Source organism: Actinosynnema sp. NPDC059335 (assembly GCF_042752395.1).
Lineage (GTDB): Bacteria > Actinomycetota > Actinomycetes > Mycobacteriales > Pseudonocardiaceae > Actinosynnema.
The window spans coordinates 44,010-63,845 of record NZ_JBHYXZ010000025.1; the positions used below are offsets into that span (position 1 = coordinate 44,010).

Annotated in this window: 20 protein-coding genes; 12 read left to right on the forward strand and 8 right to left on the reverse strand. The window is 72.5% G+C overall.

All coding sequences use genetic code 11. From position 1 onward, the window contains the following. Nucleotides 1–54: 54 nt before the first annotated feature. Together ACFXGA_RS11080 and ACFXGA_RS11085 are read right to left on the reverse strand one after the other, a co-directional pair. The gene (locus tag ACFXGA_RS11080) at nucleotides 55–1,551 is read right to left on the reverse strand and encodes a family 43 glycosylhydrolase (protein ID WP_378086574.1); all 1,497 of its coding nucleotides are present in this window, start codon (nucleotides 1,549–1,551) and stop codon (nucleotides 55–57) included. Between the two features lie 35 nt (nucleotides 1,552–1,586). Further along, nucleotides 1,587–1,829 carry a hypothetical protein gene (locus ACFXGA_RS11085; RefSeq protein ID WP_378086576.1) on the reverse strand — a complete coding sequence of 81 codons (243 nt, stop codon included), beginning with the start codon at nucleotides 1,827–1,829 and terminating at the stop codon, nucleotides 1,587–1,589. A gap of 564 nt (nucleotides 1,830–2,393) precedes the next feature. Here ACFXGA_RS11085 and ACFXGA_RS11090 point away from each other — a divergent pair. From ACFXGA_RS11090 to ACFXGA_RS11110, 5 genes are all read left to right on the forward strand, one after another. Next, the gene (locus ACFXGA_RS11090; protein WP_378086578.1) at nucleotides 2,394–2,780 is read left to right on the forward strand and encodes a hypothetical protein; all 387 of its coding nucleotides are present in this window, start codon (nucleotides 2,394–2,396) and stop codon (nucleotides 2,778–2,780) included. Between the two features lie 194 nt (nucleotides 2,781–2,974). Further along, nucleotides 2,975–3,625 (forward strand): ABC transporter permease, encoded by a 651-nt coding sequence (locus tag ACFXGA_RS11095; protein ID WP_378086580.1) that lies wholly within the window; start codon nucleotides 2,975–2,977, stop codon nucleotides 3,623–3,625. Next, a complete protein-coding gene (locus ACFXGA_RS11100) occupies nucleotides 3,615–4,727 on the forward strand; it encodes an ABC transporter ATP-binding protein (protein ID WP_378086582.1) in 1,113 nt (370 codons plus the stop codon). The genes ACFXGA_RS11095 and ACFXGA_RS11100 overlap by 11 nt, the downstream gene beginning before the upstream one ends. After that, nucleotides 4,724–5,473, forward strand: a complete 750-nt coding sequence (locus tag ACFXGA_RS11105; protein WP_378086584.1) for an ABC transporter permease — start codon at nucleotides 4,724–4,726, stop codon at nucleotides 5,471–5,473. The genes ACFXGA_RS11100 and ACFXGA_RS11105 overlap by 4 nt, the downstream gene beginning before the upstream one ends. Beyond that, nucleotides 5,470–6,441 carry a glycine betaine ABC transporter substrate-binding protein gene (locus ACFXGA_RS11110; protein ID WP_378086586.1) on the forward strand — a complete coding sequence of 324 codons (972 nt, stop codon included), beginning with the start codon at nucleotides 5,470–5,472 and terminating at the stop codon, nucleotides 6,439–6,441. The genes ACFXGA_RS11105 and ACFXGA_RS11110 overlap by 4 nt, the downstream gene beginning before the upstream one ends. 232 nt (nucleotides 6,442–6,673) lie before the next feature. Here ACFXGA_RS11110 and ACFXGA_RS11115 read toward each other — a convergent pair whose 3' ends face one another. Continuing rightward, on the reverse strand, nucleotides 6,674–7,093 hold the full coding sequence (locus ACFXGA_RS11115; protein WP_378086588.1) for an SRPBCC family protein: 420 nt from the start codon (nucleotides 7,091–7,093) through the stop codon (nucleotides 6,674–6,676). A gap of 2 nt (nucleotides 7,094–7,095) precedes the next feature. Then, nucleotides 7,096–7,311 carry a hypothetical protein gene (locus ACFXGA_RS11120; protein WP_378086590.1) on the reverse strand — a complete coding sequence of 72 codons (216 nt, stop codon included), beginning with the start codon at nucleotides 7,309–7,311 and terminating at the stop codon, nucleotides 7,096–7,098. A gap of 196 nt (nucleotides 7,312–7,507) precedes the next feature. On the opposite strand from ACFXGA_RS11120, the gene ACFXGA_RS11125 reads away from it, so the two are divergent. The 3 genes from ACFXGA_RS11125 (at nucleotide 7,508) to ACFXGA_RS11135 (ending at nucleotide 10,734) form a co-directional block, all read left to right on the forward strand. Continuing rightward, complete coding sequence (locus ACFXGA_RS11125; RefSeq protein WP_378086592.1) at nucleotides 7,508–7,702, forward strand: hypothetical protein; 195 nt, start codon at nucleotides 7,508–7,510, stop codon at nucleotides 7,700–7,702. 429 nt (nucleotides 7,703–8,131) lie between these two features. Continuing rightward, on the forward strand, nucleotides 8,132–8,995 hold the full coding sequence (locus ACFXGA_RS11130; RefSeq protein WP_378086594.1) for a hypothetical protein: 864 nt from the start codon (nucleotides 8,132–8,134) through the stop codon (nucleotides 8,993–8,995). 314 nt (nucleotides 8,996–9,309) lie between these two features. Next, nucleotides 9,310–10,734, forward strand: a complete 1,425-nt coding sequence (locus ACFXGA_RS11135) for a flavin monoamine oxidase family protein (protein WP_378086595.1) — start codon at nucleotides 9,310–9,312, stop codon at nucleotides 10,732–10,734. A gap of 72 nt (nucleotides 10,735–10,806) precedes the next feature. Here the strand turns inward: ACFXGA_RS11135 and ACFXGA_RS11140 are convergent, their stop codons facing one another. Next, nucleotides 10,807–12,804: a BTAD domain-containing putative transcriptional regulator gene (locus ACFXGA_RS11140; protein WP_378086597.1), complete on the reverse strand. Its 1,998-nt coding sequence runs from the start codon at nucleotides 12,802–12,804 to the stop codon at nucleotides 10,807–10,809. Nucleotides 12,805–13,644: 840 nt separating this feature from the next. Continuing rightward, nucleotides 13,645–14,241 carry a hypothetical protein gene (locus tag ACFXGA_RS11145; RefSeq protein ID WP_378086599.1) on the reverse strand — a complete coding sequence of 199 codons (597 nt, stop codon included), beginning with the start codon at nucleotides 14,239–14,241 and terminating at the stop codon, nucleotides 13,645–13,647. A 114-nt stretch (nucleotides 14,242–14,355) separates the two neighbouring features. Here ACFXGA_RS11145 and ACFXGA_RS11150 point away from each other — a divergent pair, with 114 nt between their 5' ends. Together ACFXGA_RS11150 and ACFXGA_RS11155 are read left to right on the forward strand one after the other, a co-directional pair. Continuing rightward, a complete protein-coding gene (locus ACFXGA_RS11150) occupies nucleotides 14,356–15,384 on the forward strand; it encodes an RNA polymerase subunit sigma-70 (RefSeq protein ID WP_378086601.1) in 1,029 nt (342 codons plus the stop codon). Beyond that, on the forward strand, nucleotides 15,381–15,995 hold the full coding sequence (locus ACFXGA_RS11155) for a TIGR03086 family metal-binding protein (protein WP_378086603.1): 615 nt from the start codon (nucleotides 15,381–15,383) through the stop codon (nucleotides 15,993–15,995). The genes ACFXGA_RS11150 and ACFXGA_RS11155 overlap by 4 nt, the downstream gene beginning before the upstream one ends. Nucleotides 15,996–16,203: 208 nt before the next feature. Here the strand turns inward: ACFXGA_RS11155 and ACFXGA_RS11160 are convergent, their stop codons facing one another. Both ACFXGA_RS11160 and ACFXGA_RS11165 read right to left on the reverse strand, forming a co-directional pair. Continuing rightward, complete coding sequence (locus ACFXGA_RS11160; RefSeq protein ID WP_378086605.1) at nucleotides 16,204–17,370, reverse strand: acyl-CoA dehydrogenase family protein; 1,167 nt, start codon at nucleotides 17,368–17,370, stop codon at nucleotides 16,204–16,206. A gap of 43 nt (nucleotides 17,371–17,413) precedes the next feature. Next, nucleotides 17,414–17,809: a YybH family protein gene (locus ACFXGA_RS11165; RefSeq protein WP_378086607.1), complete on the reverse strand. Its 396-nt coding sequence runs from the start codon at nucleotides 17,807–17,809 to the stop codon at nucleotides 17,414–17,416. Between the two features lie 157 nt (nucleotides 17,810–17,966). On the opposite strand from ACFXGA_RS11165, the gene ACFXGA_RS11170 reads away from it, so the two are divergent. Then, nucleotides 17,967–19,187, forward strand: coding sequence for a cytochrome P450 (locus ACFXGA_RS11170; RefSeq protein ID WP_378086609.1), 1,221 nt, complete (start codon nucleotides 17,967–17,969; stop codon nucleotides 19,185–19,187). Further along, nucleotides 19,184–19,402 (forward strand): ferredoxin, encoded by a 219-nt coding sequence (locus tag ACFXGA_RS11175; RefSeq protein ID WP_378086611.1) that lies wholly within the window; start codon nucleotides 19,184–19,186, stop codon nucleotides 19,400–19,402. The genes ACFXGA_RS11170 and ACFXGA_RS11175 overlap by 4 nt, the downstream gene beginning before the upstream one ends. The last annotated feature ends 434 nt before the right edge of the window (nucleotides 19,403–19,836 follow it).

A 19,836-nucleotide genomic window follows, 5' to 3' on the forward strand; every position in this document is an offset into this window, starting at 1 on the left:
GCCGGGGGGGGTGGGCGCGGGTCTGGGGGCCCCCCCCCCCCCCCGCGGTCGGCGTCAGTCGGCGGGTTCGCCGGAGGGTGCGGGGAGGGTGGCCCCGAGGCGGACGGGGGTGCCGAAGTTGGGCGTGCCGTCCGGGTTCCAGGTGAACTTCTGGGCGCGGGTGGAGCGGTTCATGTCGCAGCCGCCGCCGGCGGAGTCGTTGGCGTGGTAGACGATCCAGTCCTCGGTGCCGTCGGGGGACTTGAAGAACCCGTTGTGGCCGGGGGCGTAGACGCCGTTGGCGTCGTTGCGCTGGAACACCGGGTTCGGCGACTTGGTCCAGTGCGCCCGGTTGAGCGGGTCGGTGCCGGTCAGGGTGAGCAGGCCCAGCTTGTAGTCGGGACCCCAGCACGCGCTGGCCGAGTACACGATCATCGTGCGCCCGTTGTGGTACAGCGGCTCGGCGCCCTCGTTCACCGGCGCGGTCTGCCGCTCCCACGCCAGCGTCGGTTGGGAGATCGTGCGTCGCGCACCGCTGATGGTCCAGGGGTTGGACAGCGGGGTGATGGTCAGCGACTGCGTGCCGTCCATGGCGCTGCCCATCAGGTAGAGCCGGCCGTTGTGCTGGAGGATGCTGGGGTCCAGCTCCCACGTGCTGCCCAGGTCCGCCTTGAAGGTGTAGGGGCCCAGGGGATCGGCGCCGGCGGACTCCAGCACGTGCAGGCGTTGGGTGGGGTTGTAGTCCGGCACGTTCTGCCCGGCCACGTAGTACAGGTACCAGCGGCCGTTGATCAGGTGGAACTCCGGGGCCCACATGTTGCAGCACCCGTTGGGCCTGCCGGCCAGGTTGAACACCACCTGGTCGGCCGCGGTGGACAGGCCCGCGAGGGTGCGGGAGCGGCGCATGGTTATGGTGGAGTTCCAGGTGGTGGTGGCGAGGTAATAGTAGCCGTTGTGGTACTGCAGCCACGGGTCGGGGCCGTTGCGCTTGATCGGGTTGGCGAACGTCCCGGATCCCGCGCCGCCCAGCTTCACCAGCTGCCACTGCTGGTTGGCGCCGCCGGTGTCGGGCCACTGGATGACCTGCGCGCCGTCCGCGGTGGAGAAGTCCAGCACGTCCACCGCCTTGCCGCTCGCGCGGTTGAGCAATCGCACGAACCCGCCGTCGGAGTCGGCGAGCCGGAACTGCTGGCCGGTGCGGTTGGCGTCGGTGTTCTGCACCAGCCCGGCGCGGTCGGCGGTCGAGCCGAACTCCAGCACCTTGCCGCTGTGCCGCGACCTCAGCCGGTAGTACCCGCCGCCGGAGTCCACGAACTGCCACTGCTGCCACGCGCCGTCGTTGCGCGCCCACTGCACGATCGGCGCGCCGTCGTTGGTCGCCAGGTTGTAGACGTCCAACGCCTTGCCGCTGTTCCGGTTCACCAGCACGTAGGAAGCGCCGGTGTCCACCACGGCCGCGGAGGCCGCCGGTGGCACGGCCGAGGTGATCCCGCCGACGAGCGCGGCGGTGGCCATCAGGACGAGCGGGACGCGGCGTGGTGCCCGCGATCCCCTGGTGGTCGTCGTTGTCACGGTGCTCTCCCTGCGTCGTTGCACGGGGGTGGTCGTCAGTGGACGTACGCGCCGTTGGGGAAGGCGGTGCGGTCGGTCGAGGTCTTCGGCGAGATGCCGTTCCCGGTGTGCGCGACCAGGTAGCTGCCGTCCGGGCGCTTGACCACGCTGGGGTCGTGCACGCCGATGTCGCCGGTCACGCGACCGGGCGCGGGGTAGGCCGACGCGGGCGGCGTGATCGCGACCGTCACGGCGGCCGTCGTCAACAGGGCTGTGGCGAGTTTTCTCAGTGCAGCCACGGTGTCCTCTTCGATCGGTTGAGCGGAGCGGTGGCGGCGGCGTGGTGCGCTGTCCGGCCCGACGGGCGGGAGCGCTCCCGGAACGATACGAGCCGTGATCGACGCGGGCAAGCCTGGATTGTTATCGCTAACAGCTGTGAGAGGGGTCGAATCGGTTCGACTCTGAATCGCTAACAACCGGCGTCATCAGGGACTATGAAGTTGCGCAACTTTCCCGAAGGCGCGCTGTGTCGATCATGATGTTATCGACAACATGAGACACCCCCCGGTGGTGGTTGAGCGCCTTAGGTCGGCAGCGGAGATCGCCGACGGAGACGGCGGCGGCGGGGCACGGGCGGGAGGTGGAGATTCTGCGCCCGCTCGACGTGGACCCGCGGGTGGTGGTCGCCGAGCCGAGCGCCCGGTTCGGTGTGGCGCAAGGGATCCGGTCGGCGTTGGGTGCAGGGGCGCCGTCGGGTCGGGTGGCATCGCAAGGAAAGCGTCAGGTTCGCCGACGCCACGACGCGGCAGAATCGGGCCGGGCCGCGCAACGCCGTGCGGCCGCCATCGTCGGGGGAGGATCGGATGTCGCGGGCCGCGGGGAGGTCCGCGACGTCGTTCGGCGCGGTGCTGGGTCTGGTGGCCGGGCTCTGGCTCGTGATGGCGCCGTTCGCGCTGCGCTACCCGATGACCGGGGGTGACCTGGACCGGCAGTGGACGACCGTCCTGGCCGGCAGCGCGGTGCTGGTGTGCTCGCTGGTCCACGCCCTCGCGCCCCGGGAGACGCCGTGGCTGCCGCTGGTGCTGCTCGCGGTCGGCGCGTGGTTGACCGTCACGCCGCAGGTGGAGGAGTACGCCGTGGCGCGTGCGGCGGCCAATGACACGATCACGGGCGCGGTCGTGGTGCTCGCGGCGGTGATCGCGGTGATCGGGACGGTGGTGGCACGCGCGCACCGTGACCGGACGTCCTGAGCGTTCGTCAACTCGAGTGAATCGTCGGGTGTTCGTCAGGTGTGATCCCGTCGCGGTGGGCCACGATGGGGTCTCATGTTGTGCTCTGAGCGGCCGGTGACGCCGCACGTCCGCCGTCGACGCCACGTTCTGTCCGAAGTAGACGGAGGCCGTCCGCGGGGACGGCTCCGGCCCGAGCGGTCCGGGGTGGTGCGGTGAGCTTCTTCGACTTCGTCGCCGACCGGTGGCACCGCCTGGCGGTCGAGGCCCTGTTGCACGTCAGCGCCGTGGTGCAGTGCTCACTGATGGCCGCGCTGCTCGGCGTGGCGATCGGGGTCGCGGTGTACCGCAGCACGCTCGGGTCGGCCGCCGCCACGGCGTTGACCGGCGCGGTGCTCACGATCCCGTCGTTCGCACTGCTCGGCCTGCTGATCCCGGTGCTGGGCCTGGGCGTGCAGCCGACCGTGGTCGCGCTGGTGCTGTACGGGCTGCTGCCCGTGGTGCGCAACACGATCGTCGGCCTCGGCGGCGTCGACCACGCGGTGCGCGACGCGGCGCGCGGCATCGGGATGAGCCGCGTGGGCGTGCTGGCCCGGGTCGAGCTGCGGCTCGCGTGGCCCGCGATCCTCGCCGGCGTCCGCGTCGCCACGCAGATGCTGATGGGCATCGCCGCGATCGCCGCCTACGCCCGGGGCCCCGGTCTCGGCGTGGAGATCTTCGCCGGGCTCACCAGGGCCGGCAGCGCGAACGCGACCAACCAGGCCGTCGCCGGGACGCTCGGCATCGTCGTCCTCGCGCTGGTCCTGGACGGGATCTTCGCGGTCATCGGCCGGTACACCGTCTCCAGGGGGATCCGTGGCCAGTGAGATCGAACTCGTCGAGGTGACCAAGCGCTACCCCGGCGTGGCGACGCCCGCCGTGGAGTCGGTCAGCCTGACCGTCCCGGCGGGGGAGACGGTGGTGCTCGTCGGTCCGTCGGGGTGCGGCAAGACCACCACCATGCGGATGATCAACCGGTTGATCGAGCCGACGTCCGGCCGGATCACCATCGACGGCCGCGACACCAGGTCGCTCGACCCGGACCGGCTGCGCCGCGGCATCGGGTACGCCATCCAGCAGGCCGGGCTGTTCCCGCACCTGACGGTCGGCCAGAACGTCGGCGCGGTGCCGCGCCTGCTGGGCTGGAGCCGCACCAGGGTCGCCGAGCGGGTGGACGGGATGCTCGACCTGGTCGGGCTCGACCCGGCCGCGTTCCGCGACCGCTACCCGCGACAGCTCTCCGGCGGCCAGCAGCAGCGCGTCGGCGTCGCCCGCGCCCTGGCCGCCGACCCTCCGGTGCTGCTGATGGACGAGCCGTTCGGCGCGGTGGACCCCATCACGCGCGGCAACCTGCAGGACGAGCTGCTGCGGCTGCAGGCGGAGCTGCGCAAGACGATCGTGTTCGTCACGCACGACTTCGACGAGGCGGTGAAGGTCGGCGACCGGATCGCCGTGCTGGGACCGCGGTCGGCGGTGCTCCAGTACGACACACCCGAGGCGATCCTGGCCAACCCGGCGGACGAGACGGTCGCCGGGTTCGTCGGCGCGGGCGCGTCGCTCAAGCAGCTCCGGCTGCGCCGGGTCCGCGAGGTGGAGCTGGGCCGGGCGTTGACCGCGTCGGTGGACGACGAGCCGGCCGAGGTCGGCCGCCGGCTGGCGGAGGCCGGCCGGGCGCACGCGCTGCTGCTGGACGCCCGCGAGCGGCCGGTGAGCTGGGTGCGCGCGGCCGACCCGAGGCAGCGGCGGCCCGTCGGCGGCTCCGTGACGCTCCAGTCGACGCTCCAGGACGCCCTGGAGGCCATCCTCACCGAGGGCGGCACGGCCGTCGTCACCGGCGCGCGTGGCGAGTACGTCGGCGTGGTGGAGATGGACGCGGTGATCGACACCGTGCGGAAGCTGCGCGACGACCGCGCGGAGGTGACCCGGTGACCCGCGCGGCCGGCTCGCGGTCCGAGCGGTTCCGCCTGTGGGCGCAGCCGGTCGCCGTCGTGGTGCTCGTGGGCGGGGTGCTCGCCTGGGCGTTCACCCGCGACCTCGACTCGATCGAGCGGCAGAGCCTCACCGTGCCCGCACTCGCGTCGGCGACCTGGGACCACCTGGTGATCAGCCTCGTGGTGACCGCGCTGGTGCTGGTGGTGGCGGTGCCGCTGGGCGTCGTGCTCACCCGGCGGTGGGCCCGCCGGGCGGCCCCGGTGTTCCTCGCCGTCGCCACGATCGGCCAGGCGTCGCCCGCGGTCGGGATCCTGGTGCTGTTCTTCCTGGTGTCCGGCCTGGAAGGGCTGTGGGCGGCGGTGCTGCCGATCGCGTTCTACACGCTGCTGCCGGTGCTGCGGAACACGGTGGTGGGCCTGCGGGGCGTCGACCCGGCCCTGGTGGACGCGGGGCGGGGCATCGGCATGTCCGCGGGCGCGGTGCTGCGCCGGATCGAGCTGCCGCTGGCCGTGCCGCTGATCCTGGCCGGGGCGCGGACCGCTCTGGTGCACGCGGTCGGCGTCGCCACTCTCGCGGTGTTCGTCAACGGCGGCGGCCTGGGCCTGCTGATCGACACCGGCTACAAGCTCGCGCGCCTGCCCGTACTGGTCACGGGCGCGGTGCTGGCGGTCGGCCTGGCGCTGCTGGTGGACTGGCTCGGCGCGGTGGCCGAGATGTGCCTCGGGCCGAAAGGGCTGCGGTGAACCGGCGGGCGGCGGTGCTCGTGGCGGCGGCCGTGCTGGCGTCGGGCTGCGGGTTGGAATCGTCCTTCGCGCTGCCGTTCCAGGTGGGGCCCGGTTCGATCCGCCCGGTGCCGGAGCTGGCCGGCGTGGAGATCGCGGTGGGCTCCAAGGACTTCACCGAGAACCAGGTGCTCGGCTACGTCGCCGAGGTCGCGCTGGCCGCCGCGGGCGCGGAGGTGCGCGACATGACCAACATCCAGGGCTCCAACAGCTCGCGGCAGGCGTTGCTGTCCGGTGACATCGACCTGTCGTGGGACTACACCGGCACCGGGTGGATCAGCTACCTGGGCAACACCGAGCCGATCCCGGACGAGCGCGCCCAGTTCGAGGCGGTGCGCGACGCCGACCTGGCCCGCAACGGCCTGCGCTGGCTGGAGCACTCGGCGGTCGACAACACCTACGCGTTCGCCGTCACCGGGTCCTACGCCCGCGAGCACGGCCTGCGGACCACGTCGGACATGGTGGCGTTGATCCGGCAGGACCCGGCGCGGGGCGTGTTCTGCCTGGAGACCGAGTTCGCCGGCCGGGACGACGGGTTCCCCGGCGTGGCCGCCGCCTACGGCTTCGACCCCCGTGCGACGCAGGTCAAGACGTTCGGCATCGGCACGATCTACACCGCGATCTCGACCGGGCTGTGCGACTTCGGCGAGGTGTTCACCACCGACGGGCGCATCCGCGCGCTGGACCTGGTGGTGCTGGAGGACGACCGGAACTTCTTCCCCCGGTACAACGCCGCCGTCGTGCTGCGGCAGGAGTTCCACGAGGCGCACCCGGAGGTGGCCCGCGTGCTGGCCCCCGTCACCGCCGCGCTGGACAACGACACCATCCGCGCCCTCAACGCCGAGGTCGACGTCGACGGCCGCGACCCGGCCGCGGTCGCCCGCGACTGGATGGTCCGGGAGGGCTTCGTCACCGTGCCGTCCGGCTGAACGGCCCGGACCAGGGCGGTTCCCGGGTCGGGCGGCGGCGCGGTGCCGTGGGCTGCGGGCGCTCGGGCGTGGTGCCTCAGACCACTCAAGCGTGGTGCTGTGGGTTGCCGCGCTCAAGCGTGGTGCTGCGGGTTGCCGCGCTCGGGCGTGGTGCTGTGGGTTGCCGCGCTCGGGCGTGGTGCTGTGGGTTGCCGCGCTCGGGCGTGGTGCCCCGGCCGCCCGCGCGGGGCCGCTACGTCGGCGGCACCAGCAGGGAGCGGGGTGGGGTGCCCCGTTCCGCGCCGACCACCTCGACGAGCGCTTCGAGGGCGCGGGCCAGCCAGGCGTCCAGGCGGGGCGCGGGCAGCCCGGCGGGACCCGTCAGGCGGACGGTGACCGCGCTGCGGCCCGGTGCGACGCGCAGCACCTGGAGCGCGCCCACGTAGGTGGGCGCGGACCGGCTGCCCCAGTCGATCCGCAGCTTGTCCCAGTCGACGGCGACGCGGCGCTCGACGACCTCCTCGCCCAGCCACAGCCGCACCAGGTGCGGGCCGTACCGCTCGACCTCCACGCCCGCCGGCAGCCAGGTCGACAGGTGCTCCACGTCGGTGACGACGTCGAACACCACCTCGGCGTCCGCCGGGACGGACGCGGTGCGCTCCGCGAACGCCATCCTCACGTCCGCGCCGTGATCATGGCGTCGAGCCGGTGCCGGGCGAGGCGGTGCAGCATGTCCGCCAGCGCCTCCGACTGGATCCGGCCCTCCAGGTCGAGCCGGGCGTCGGCGACGGTGCGCGCCACCGTGCTCCGCGGCACCCGCCCGCCGAACTGCGCGGCGAGCGCGCTGACGGTATCCCGGCACAAGGGGTCCTGCTCGTGGTGGTCGATCACGCGCACTCCTCGATCCCTTCTCGGCTCCTCATTCCATCGTCCGGGAAACCGCAGGTGGACGACCTGACATGTATCTGACGAAACCACACGTTCGCGGGTCGCGGCGCGATCGCAAGCTGACCGCAAGGTGCATCGGCGCGGTTTGCGGCCAGAGTGGTCACGCGATGACGAACCACCCACCACGAGAACACCGGGCGTGACCGCGATCCCCGCGGCACGGGGCTCGACCGCGCTCGTGCTCATCTGCGACCACTGCGGTCGCGTGTTCGAGGACCGGGTCGTGCACACGGTGTGGCGACTGCTCTGGACCCACGCGGTCGCCCACGGGTGGTGCGGGCGGGACCGCGCGGTCGGACCCCACTGCTGCGCCCGCTGCGCCGGGGAAGCGTGACGAGCGCTCCTTGCCGGGTCCCGGCAAGGAACCACGCGTCGGCCCGGCCGGGTTGCCGCGTTGTCCGGACCACGCGACCGGGAGAGGATCAGTGCAGGTCAAAGGCGGCCCGCCGGGCGGGGGAATCCCTTGTGGACGCGCCGGCGGACGGTCCGCCCACGCCTGAGGCCAACCCCGTGCAGGGGCGGTTCCCGGCCAAGGGGGAGGGGAACCGGCGCCACCGCACCGGAGCACCGCCGAGGTGGGCGTGCTCCGGTGCGCGGGGATCGCAAGGTGATCGCAAGGTCGACCGGCCGGGGTGTCCACCACAGTGGGAGGGTCCGCGGACGACGAGGGTGCACGAGGGCGGGTGTCTTTCGGCGAAGCACTGCGACACCCGCCCGGACCACCGCCGGTTTCGACCGGGCCGGCTGGGGTAGCGAACCGGGCATGGGCACACCCGACCGGACGGACCCGCCGCGCGCGTTCGGCGACCTGGCCTCGCGCTTCGCCGAACGGCTGGCCGCGGTGCGGCCGCTGGTGGACGCCCGCTACGTGCGCCCGGACTGGGCGCGGCGCAACGCGGAACTGGCACGCGACCTGCTGCCGGCGCCGCCCGCCGACTTCCTGCGCCACCCCTCGATCGCGTTCCAGATGTTCGTCGACGAACGAGTGCTGCCGCACGAACTGCCCTATGTGCGCCCGCGGCTGGCCGACGAACACCTGCTCGCCGAACCGCCGGTCGGCGACCCGCCGACCACGCCATTGCCGGACAGCGACATCCGGACCTCCTCGAACACCGTGCACCAGGTGTTCCACCTGCTGCGTTACGAAGAGGCCACCGGGCGGCGCATCGGCGACGCGGCCACGATCGTGGAATGGGGCGGCGGGTTCGGCGCGTTGATGCGCCTGATAGTCGCCCTGCACGGCGGTGAACCGACGTGCGTCATCTTCGACACCCCGGTCTTCAGCGCGGTGCAGTGGCTCTACCTGTGCGCGGTGCTGGGAGAGGAACGGGTCGTGCTGCACGACACCGGACCGGTGCGGCCGGTCCGCGGCCGGGTCAACCTCGTGCCGATCGGCCTGGTCGCCGAGACGGACGTGGCCGCCGACCTGTTCATCTCCAACTGGGCGCTCAACGAGAGCATGCCCGCGGCCAGGCAGGACGTCGTGGACCGCCGCTGGTTCGGCGCGGGGTCGCTGCTGCTCGCCATGCACGCCGGCGACCCGTTCACCGAGGTGGTGCTGGCGGCGGGCGCGGCGGCGGTGCCGCTCGGCGACTTCATGCCGGGCCAGCAGTACCTGGTCTCCTGACCCCGCGCCACACCGTTCCGAACCTGCTCCGAAGAAATTCCGAAGTCGCTCTGCCCTGCGAATTCCTGAACCGGTCCGTGTGCAATTCCGGACGGCTCGTGCACGATTGTCGGCACGGTCCCGGCGGTCGCTTGGCCGTCATTTCCGCAGGTGCGGACGTCGGATATCGAGCCGGTCACCGCGAGGTAATCGAATAAGGTGCAATCGCGGTGATCGCCCGATTACCGCCTGCCGATAGAACTGGCGAGTAAACAACTCGCCCATCCGGCGGGGTGGAATTCGAGACCTCACGTGGGGGATAGAGCGTGCGCAAGGTGAGTTCGGAACGTGATGAGCAGGCCGACCGCGGCAGTGGCACGTTGGGTCGGCGGACATTCCTGACGGCGGCCGGCGCGACCGCGTTGACCGTGGCGGCCGGGGCCGGCGGCGCGGCCCGCGCGTCGACCCGCGACTCGGCCGACGTGATCGTGATCGGCGCGGGGTTCGCCGGTCTCGCGGCCGCGCGCGACCTGCGCCTGGCCGGCCACAGCACGGTCGTGCTGGAGGCCCGCAACCGGATCGGCGGCCGCACCTGGACCGGCACGTTCGCCGACCAGTCCATCGAGTACGGCGGCCAGTGGTTCAGCCTGCGGCAGGCCCGGGCCATGGCCGAGTTGGACCGGTACGGCATCGGCCTCGTCACCGGTGGCGTGGCCGTGCCCACGTCGTTCTACCCGACCGCCAACGGCCCGCGCGAGGTCGACGCCGTCGCGTCCAACAACCACCTGGTGAGCCTGATCGCCAGGCTGTTCGAGGGCTCCCAGCAGTACTTCCCGCAGCCGCTGGACCCGTTCGTCCGGCAGGACCTGCTCGCCGCGGTCGACCCGCTGACGCTGCGCGACGGCGTCAACCGGTTGCGACTGTCCGCACAGGACCACCAGTGGCTCAGCGCCGTCACCTCGATCTACTCCGGTGGCACCGACACGACCGGCGGCCTCACCGCGCTGGCCCAGTGGTGGGCGCTGTGCGGGTGGAACCAGGAGGGCTGGGACTCGCTGAACGCCTTCCGCCCTGTGGGCGGGATGCGCGCGGTGCTCGACGCGCTGCTCGCCGAGAGCCAGGCGGACCTGCGGCTCAACAGCCCCGTCGCGGCGGTCCTCGACAACGGCCGCACCGTCGAGGTGGTGACCACCACCGGGGCCAGGTACACCGCGGGCGCGGTGGTCGTGGCCGTGCCGGTCAACGTCTGGCGCACCATCTACTTCGCACCGGGCCTGCCCCGCGCGCACAGCGCCGCGACCACCCAGGGCGTGGGCGTGCCGAACGCGATCAAGGTGCACCTCCGGTTGGCCCCCGGCGTGACCACGTCGGCGATCGGCCCGGCGGGCGCGCCGTTCTCCTGGGTGATCCCGCAGGGCGACCTGGCGAACGGCGACCAGCTGGCGGTGGCGTTCAGCGTCGACCCGACGCTGCCGCTCAACGACCGCGCGGCCCTGGAGGCCAGGCTCAACACGGTGCTGCCGGGCGCGCGGGTCCGGGACTTCCGGACGACCGCGTGGCACCGGGAGCAGTTCACCCGCGGCGGCTGGGCGCTGCGCAGGCCCAACCAGCTCACGACGATCGTGCGCGGCCTGCAGCAGGCGCACGGCCGGGTCACGTTCGCCGGCGGTGACATCGCGGTGGGCTACCACGGTTTCGTCGAGGGCGCGCTGGAGACCGGCTCCCGCGCCGCCTCGCAGGTGGCCGAGCTGCTGTCCTGACGGACGGAGGGGTCCGGTCCACAGTGGACCGGACCCCGTTCGTCGTCCCCAGTCGTCAGCGAGCCGAACGCGCTACTCGGCCAGGGCGCCGGTGTAGTTCAGCGTCGCCGCGGGCGCGAGTCGCCGCGTGGTGTCCTGCGGGCCGCCCGGCAGGTCCAGCGGGATCGTCGTGGTGTTGCTCCGGCCCATTCCCCATTGTGGGCGCTTCCCCAGGAGCTCCAGGTCGGTCGCCACCACCACGAGCAGCGGCAGCGCACGGCGGGAGCCGGTCATGTCGTCGAGCAGGTCGAGCAGCGAGTCGTCGGTCAGGTGCAGGTCGTCGATGAGCACCACGGCGGGTCGGTTGAGGCTCATCCGGTCGACGAATCGCCCCCCGGGCGGCACGTCGAGCGCGCCCGCGGCGAGGTCGTGCCGGGGCGCGTGCGCGTGCGTGGGCAACCCGCCGAACGCCTCCACCAGCGCCCTGGTCGCCTCGCCGGACGGTCCGCCGCCGCACCGCAGCGTCACCACGTGGGCCTGGTCGGTGCGGCTCACCGAGCGGGCGAACCCCTCGATCAGCCGGGACTTCCCGGTGCCCGCCGCGCCGAGCACGGTGACCAGGTGCGGCCGCGACCACGTGCCCACCCAGCCGAGCAGGTCGTGCAGCAGGCCGATCTCGCCCTTGCGCGCGTACGCCCCGACCGCCGCCGGCGAGCGCTCCCGCACCTGCCACGCCGCGAACGCGTCGCCCTTGGCGTGCTCGAACACGACGTGGTCGTAGGTGACGGCCGACGACGCGCTCCGGGTCGTGGCGCACACCCAGATCTCCCCGGCGGGCACGTGCGCCAGCAGCGTCGCGCACTCGTCCAGCGACGCGGGCGCCACGGCGTGCAGGTCGCGCGCCGCGCCGGAGACGCGGATCTTGCCGGTCACGACCGCGGCGTGGAAGCTCACGCCCCGCCCGGCGGTGCGCGGGTCGTCCGCGAGCACCTGGCGGATCGCGGCCGCGGCGCACACCATCCGGGGGTCTTCCTCGGTCTCGTCGATGTCGAACAGCGCCAGCGACATCGAGCCGATCGACGTGGTGATCGTCCCGTCGAAGCGGGCCACGACCTCGGGGATGATCTCCGCTAGCAGGTCCGCGGCCCGGTCGTCGTGGTCGTCGGAGCGGGCCCGGATCATCAGGATGCCGACCTGGCGCACACCCGGCGCCTCCGGCTCCGGCCGCGGCCTCGGCGCGGGCACCGGGTGCGGCGTGGTGACCGGCCGCCGCGGGCGCACCACCACGGGCGCGGGCGACACGCCGGGCGGAGCCACCCGGGCCAGCTCCGGGTCGTGGTTCAGGATGGCCTGCTGCAACGACTGCAACTGCTGGCTCGGCTCCAGGCCCAGGTTGTCGACCAGCTCGGCGCGCGTGCGCCGGTAGACCTGGAGCGCGTCGGCCTGCCTGCCGCTGCGGTACAGGGCGAGCATGAGCTGACCGCAGCGCCTCTCCCGCAGCGGTTCCTGCTCGACCACCAGCGCCAGCTCGTCGAGCGCGGTCCGGTGCCGGCCGCACGCCAGCTCCGCGTCGAAGTAGTCCTCCGTGACGTCGAGGCGGGCGTTCTCCAGGGCGGTCAACTCCGGCCACGTCGCACAGGTGTCCACGAGGTCGGCCATGGCCGGGCCGCGCCACAGCGCGAGCGCCTTGCCCAGCAGCGAGGCGGCGACCTCCGGCGACCCGCTCGCCAACTCCGCCCGGCCCTCCCTGACCAGGCGGAGGAACCAGTGCATGTCGACCTTCTCCTGCTCGACGCGCAGCATGTAGCCGGGCGCCTGCGTGCGCAGCTCGACCTGCTCGTCCGCGTCGGCTCCCTCACCGAGCAGGTTGCGCAGGCTCCAGACGGCGTTCTGGAGGATCTTCCGGGCGGTCTTCGGCTCCTCCTCGACCCACAGCGCCTGCAGGAGCCTGCGGGTGGCGACGACGCGATTCGGGTTCATCAGCAGCAGGGCGAGCGTCGCCCGCTGCTTCGCGCCGCCCAGGGTGAGCGGTCGACCGCCGGATAAGACCTCGACAGGACCTAATATATTGAAACGCAACGATGCCCCCATGGTTCGCGTAACAGGTGAGTACGGTCTCGATCGCTGCGCGGTCTCCGATGACTGCGCTCGGCGTCCGCTATCTGTTAAATCACTATTGGAGTAACCTCCGCACACCGTGGTGGCCCACCCCGGATAAGGTTACCCCCAAAACGAATGTAGCATCATCGGCGATATGATCACCTATCCGCCATTCGGTGGCACTGGTGGCTGCTTCCTCGTGTCTTGGTGGCGTCCTCTTTCGGGTTCCGACGGTTTACGGAACAGTCGGCACGGCTCCGTTCGCGGAGTCGTGTCCGGCCGAAAGGACGCCGACGTCGAGTGCGGCCACCCGATTCGCCCACCGGTTCGGCCACACCGGTGGTCGTCCGGTCACTACGGGATCCCGGTCGTCGAGTCCGGGGCTCCCGCCCGGCCGGCCGGTGGATCGACCGTGGTCACGGGCCACTTCGCCGCGGCAACGGGCATCGCGGTGAACTCCCTGCGAACACCTCGGTCCCCGCCGGACCCGACCGGCGCGGCCGAGCGGTCGGCGCGGGCCGCGTCGGTCGGCGCGCGGGAGGGCAGCGGGTGCTGTACCGATCATGAATAGCGATTCGCGGATGTTCGCGGCCGGGTCGGCGGCAGTGCGGGCCGGGCCTGACGGCGTGAGGATTGCGGTTGCGGCGATCGTGCCGATACCCCTCTCGAATCGGAACGCGTCGGTCCGGTGTGAAGTTCCGGTGAGCGCGCGCGGTGTATGACCGATATGGGTGGTGAACCTGCCGGCGAACAGGGGGCGAACGGTCGACAACGCGGTGCGGAGACCGAACGCCACCGCGATGTGCCGGACGATTCCCCGGGCGCGGACGCTCAGCATGCGGAGGGCGTCATAGGCCGCCATCGCGTGGGGTGAACGTCGTCGTGCCGACACCGGTGGACGCGCGCGAGCGAAAACCCGGGACCGGTGATCACCGGTCCTCCGGTCGCCCGACCTCTGGCCGCCGGGTCGCCGACCGCCTGGCCGCCGACCGCCGAGGCACCGCCCGGCCGGCTGCCGACCGCGGGACCGCCGACCACCGGAGCACTGAACGCCGAGCAGCCGACCACCGGAGCGCTGATCGACCGGGCGCTGATCGCCGAGCCGCTGAACGCCCAGCCCTCGATCGCCGGGCCACCGAACGCGTCGCAGCCCGTCGCCGTCGCGGCGGCCGCACCGTGCGCGGTGCGGGCGGCCACCGGAGGCCGGGTCGGTGCGCCGAGCGCGGAGGCGATCGGGGACGGCGCGGTCGCGGGCACCCGCCGTTCGCCCGGCGAGCCGCAGGTCGTGCATCCGGGGGTCGGGATGACGACCTGCGGTTCGGCGGGCTCGGGGGAGCGGTCGGGGCGGAGCTGCGCCGGTGGTTGCCGGCGGCGCGGGTCGGGGACGGCGCCGACCCGCGCGAGGGCTTCGCTCAGTGTTTCGCGCACGGAAGGGTAGACCTGCCGCGCCGGTGAAATTCGTCGCGGCCGGGGCGACGAATTTCGGGCGGCAGCCCGGTCTAATCCTGTGACAGAGGTCTGCGTGCGCATGGGGGGCTGGAGATGGAGTTGCACTCGCAGGGTGTTGACCAGGACATGACGGTGAACGACCGCTCGGACGTGGACGCGGAGTTCATGCTGCAGGCCAACTCGCTGCGGGGGGAGCTGCTCGCGCACTGCTACCAGCTGCTCGGCTCGGTGCACGACGCCGAGGACCAGGTGCAGGAGACCCTGCTGCGCGCGTGGCGCTCGTACGGCGATTTCGAGGGTCGCTCGTCATTCCGCACCTGGCTGTACCGCATCGCCACGAACGTCTGCCTCACCGCGCTGGAGAGCCGCCAGCGCCGTCCGCTGCCGTCCGGGCTGCCGCACTCGCGGGGCGACGAACAGGCGCACGGCACGTGGAGCATGGAGGACGGCGCGCTCCTGGGCGCGAGTTCCCCCACGCTGGAGAGCACCGACCCGGCGGCGATCGTCGCCTCGCGCGAACGCCGCGCCCAGGCCCTGCAGATGGTGTGGAAGCACCTGTCGCCCCGCCAGCGCGCGGTGCTGATCCTGCGCGACGTGCTCAACTGGCAGGCCAACGAGATCGCGGAGGTGATCGGCACGTCCGGCAGCGCCGTGCACAGCATGCTGCGCCGCGCCCGCGCCCAGCTGGCCCAGGTCTCGGCGGTGGCCGCGGACGAGATCGACCCCGCCTGGCGGGAGATGCTCGACCAGTACGCCGCGGCGTTCGAGAGCGGCGACATGGCGGTGCTGGTGAGCCTGCTGACCGACGGGGCGGTGATGGACGTCGGCAACGCCGAGCCGGAGGTGCTCACCGGCCGGGACATCGTCGCGCGGCACCTGGAGCTGTGCCCGACCCTGGGCAACTGCCACATGGTCCCCATCACCATCTCGGGCAAGCCGGGGTTCGCCGTCTACCGGCCGACCCCGGACGGCGTCCTGCGGGCGCACTCCATCGAGGTGTTGGACATGTCGGATTCGGGGATCGAGGGCATCACCGTGGCCGAGGACCGCGCGGTGTTCTCCCTGTACGGCCTCCCCTCGACCATCGAGGCCGACGCCCGAGTGCGGACACGCCGTCCTTGAGGATCTACCAGGAGGCGCTGGCCGATCTCGTCCGCGGCAAGGACCTGGCCGAACGCGCGACAGGTTACGCCCGCTTCGTCGTCAACCACGTGACGACCGACCACTTCTCCCTGCCGACGCCGTGCCGGCCGTGGGACATGTGGACGCTGCTGGCGCACGTCAACGACTCCCTGGCCGCGTTGTGCGAGGGCATCGAGCACCGGCGGCTCGCCCTGGCCCCCGCGCCGCCCGCGCCCGGCGGCGGTGACGTGCTCGCGGCGTTCCGCCACCTCAGCACCAGGCTGCTGGAGTCGTGGACCGGAGCCGGTCGCCGGGGCGGCGACCGGCTCGTCGAGGTCGGCGGCACGCCGCTGCACGGCCTGGTGCTGGCGGGCACGGGCGCGCTGGAGATCGTCGTGCACGGCTGGGACATCGCGCGGACGTGCGGCGCGGACTGCGTCATCCCGGACGCGCTGGCCGCGGACCTCTACGACTTCGCCCGGGTCGTGGTGGGACCGACCGACCGGCGCCCGCAGTTCGCCGACCCGGTGCCGGTGACCGCGTCGGCCACGCCCGGCGACCGGCTGGTGGCCTACCTCGGCCGCGACCCGAACCTGGTCCTGCGGCGGTAACGGGCTGCGCGCGGGACCGGGGTCGTGCGGGACCGGCGGAGGTCCGGAACCTCGGTCGACCCCCACGGCGTTGGGGGCCGCCCGGGCGGGGGGGGGGGGCGCGCGGGGGGGCGGCCCCCCCCCGGGGCCCCCCCCCGGGGGGGGGGGCCCCCCCCCACGCTCCGGACCATCGGTCGGCGACGGTCGGTCGGCGCGGGCGGCGTGCCGGTTACAGGAACGTGGTGTCGGGATCCAGGCCGAGCAGGACCCGGCCCTGGACCTCCAAATTCGTGGTGGCGTTGGTCAGGCCGTGGTGCATGAACGCCTGCAGGTCGCGGTGGAAGCGCTGCAACGGCACCGTGCGGCGGATCACCGAGCCGCCGCTGAGGGAGTAGAGGATGTCCACCGCCTCCTTGGCGAGCTGCCCGGCGAACATGGTCTGCCCGCGCACGATCGCCCGCTCCTCGACCGTGGGCAGTTCGCCCGCGTCGGCCCGGCGCTGGAGCAGTTCGAGCCAGCCGCGGGACAGCGCGTCGGCGGCGTCGATCTTGTTCTTGGCGGTGGCGACCTGGATCTGGGTCAGCGGGTGCTGCCGCTGGTCGGTCCAGGAGGTGTAGGTGATGCCGCGTCCCGGCAGCCGTTCGAGGAACAGCTCGTACGCGCCGCGCGCGATGCCGGTGAACACCGCCGCGCACTCGGCCATGATCATGCTCACCAGGCCGTAGGAACGCCCGTCCGCGCCGCCGTTGGTGCGGCCGGGCGCGTTGTTGGCCATGGCGTGCTCGAAGTCGAGCACCCGGTGGGAGGGGATGAAGACGTCCTCGGCCACGGTGGTGACGCTGCCGGTGCCCGCGCCGCCGGAGACGTCCCAGTCGTCGATGGTCGTCAGCTCGGTCATGGGCACCAACCCCATGACCCTGGTGTCGGTGCCGTCCAGCACGGCCACCGTCACGTTCCAGTGCGCGCCCAGGCAGCCGGAGTTGAAGTTCCACCGCCCGTTGAGCCGGTAACCGCCCTCGACGGGGACGACCCGGCCGGTCGGCGCGAAGCCGCTGGAGACCCGGACGGAGCCGTTGGCGAACACCTCCTCCTGCGCCCGGTCGGGGAACAGGGTGGCGATCCACGCGTTCGACACCCACGTCTCCGCCAGCCAGCCGCTGGACGGGCACCCGCGGGCGATCTCGGCGAGCACCGCGACCTTGTCGGCCAGGGACAGTTCGAGCCCCCCGAACCGGCGCGGCACCGCCATGCGGAACACGCCCGCCTTGTCCTGCAGATCGATGTTCTCCGTCGGGATCATGCGCTCGGCCTCGGCCTGCAGCCCGTTGCGGCGGAGGACGGGGATGATGTCCTGCACCGCGCCGAGCACGGACCGAAGTGCTTCGCTGTCCGTCATAGTGCATCCTTTCTTCGCTGACTCGTCCCGCCGGTGGCTCGCCTCACCCCTGCCCGTAGGGGTTGTCCACGGCGTAGCGCCACCGGCCGTCGTCCCCGCGCCGCAGCACGTCGGCGCCGACACCGGTCGATTCCTCCACGACGCCCTCTTCGTTCGTCGCGGACAGCGCCCAGTCCACGATCAGCAGCGCCGTGTCGCCGGCGACGAAGGAGTCCCGCAGCGTGGCCTGCACCGAGGCGCCGCGGGCGATGACGTCTTCGATGTGCTTGCGGCGGTCGTCGCCGGACAGCGCCACACCGGGTTCCCACACCGCGACCGCGTCCTCGGTGTAGAGCCGGTTCACGGCGTCGGCGTTGCCGGCGTTGAAGGCGCGCACGTACAGCGCGGTGAGCTGGGTCGGATCTTCGAGGGGTTCGAAATCGTCACGCTGGCGGGTCATGTCGGTTACGGTATGTATATCAAGGCACTGGCAACCCACACCGGGGTAACGGCTTTCCGGTTCCGGGCGTCGTCGGTGGTGACTCGGCGGTTACCGGCCGGACCTAGCGTCGGGCGGGCGCAGAGGCATCCCACGCGAACCACCAAGGAGACCGTCGATGGCCGCTCCGGTGCTGTCACCGCAGTTGTTCACCGCGGAGTTCTTCCGCAATCCGTACCCGGCGCTGGAGTGGCTGCGGGAGAATTCCCCGGTCCACGAATTCGCCTTCCCCGTGGACGACGTGCCGACCTGGATCATCACCCGGTTCGCCGACGTGCACGCCGCGCTCGGCGACAACCGGTTCAGCACCTCCGGCGCGAAGTGGGCCAACGACCGCGCCCGCGGCGCGGGCATGGTGTTCGCGTCCGGCACGGTGGTCGAGAAGATCGTGACCGTGCTCGACCCGCCCGACCACACCAGGATCCGCAAGCTCGCCATGGGCGCGTTCACGCCCCGGCGCATCGAGCAGTGGCGCGCCACGGTCGAGCGCATCGTCAACGACGCGATCGACCAGCTCGCCGCGCAGGACGAACCGGACCTGATGACGTTCGCCAGCGCCGTGCCGGCGGGCGCGCTCGGCAGCCTCCTGGGCTTCCAGCTCGACCGGTTCAACGACATGCTGCACGCCATCGACCGGGCGTTCACCACCGCCCCGGAACTCCAGGACGACCGCACCCGCGCGTTCGAGGAGATCGGCGAGTACGGCCGCGAGCTGATCGAGGCGCGGCGCAAGGACCCGGCGGACGACCTGACGTCGCTGTTCATCCAGGCCCGCGACGGCGAGGACCGGCTCTCCGAGGAGGAGCTGCTGTCCATGCTGGCCGTGATGATCATGGCCGGGCTGGACACCACGCGCGGCGTGCTCGGCTCCGCGTCGCTCGGCCTGATGGAGCACCCCGACCAGATCGCGCTGCTGAACGAGCGGCCCGAGCTGCTGCCCGGCGCGGTGGAGGAGTTCCTGCGCTACGAGGGCGCTCTCGCCACCGGGCTGCTCCGGTTCGCCGCGGAGGACCTGGAGGTGAGCGGTGTCGCGATCCCCAAGGGGTCGCCGGTGCTGCTCTCGCTGCTCTCGGCCAACCGGGACCCCGCGCAGTTCACCGACCCCGACCGGATCGACATCACCCGCACCGGCGTGCGGCACGTGGGGCTGGGGCACGGCCTGCACAACTGCCTGGGCGCGGCGCTGGCGCGCATGGAGGTCGGCACCGGCATCTCCACGCTGTTCCGCCGGTTCCCGAACATGCGGCTCACGGTGCCGCGCGACGAGGTCGAGTGGGCGCCCACCTGGCTCATCCGCTCGCCGCTGCGCCTGCCGGTCGACCTGGGCGCTCCGGCGTGACGGCGAAGCCGAGGGCGACCCTCTCGGTCGACCAGGAGACGTGCCGTGGCACGGGGTTGTGCCAGGCGCTCGCACCGCGCCTGTTCCGGCTGGACCCCTACGGCGAGGCCGAGGTGCTGCGCGCGGAGTTGACCGAGGAGGAGGACGTCACCCAGGCCGACGCGGTGATGTCGACGTGCCCGACGGAGTCGGTGATCCTCAAGTTGTTGGCGTGACCCGGCGCGGGAGAGCGCCACGACGAGCCCCGGCGCCGCCACGGTGCGCCGGGGCCACGACCCGTGCGCGCGTCCGGGCTCCCGGCGGGGATTACCGCGCTGTGACTCGCGCGTTCCCCGCCGTGCACAGACTTGGCCGGGAAACACGTGCTGGTCAAGGGTTTCGCGGAGTGGTCCCGAGAGTCCGTCCTTTGTGGACTGACAGGGTCCTGCGGTGGCGCGCATCCGTTGAGGGTTGACCCGCTCACCGGGCTTCCGCGCGGCGGTGGCAGGGCTTCGCGGGTCCGCCCGGCGTCACCGGGAACGGTGTCCGTGGTCAGCCGCGCCGGGCGGCCTCCGGGACGAAGCCGGTCGGGCCGGCGCGGACCCGGTCGAGTCGGGGCGGACCCGGTCGACCCGGGCGCGCCGGTCGAGGTCGAGTCCGCCCGGTCGGG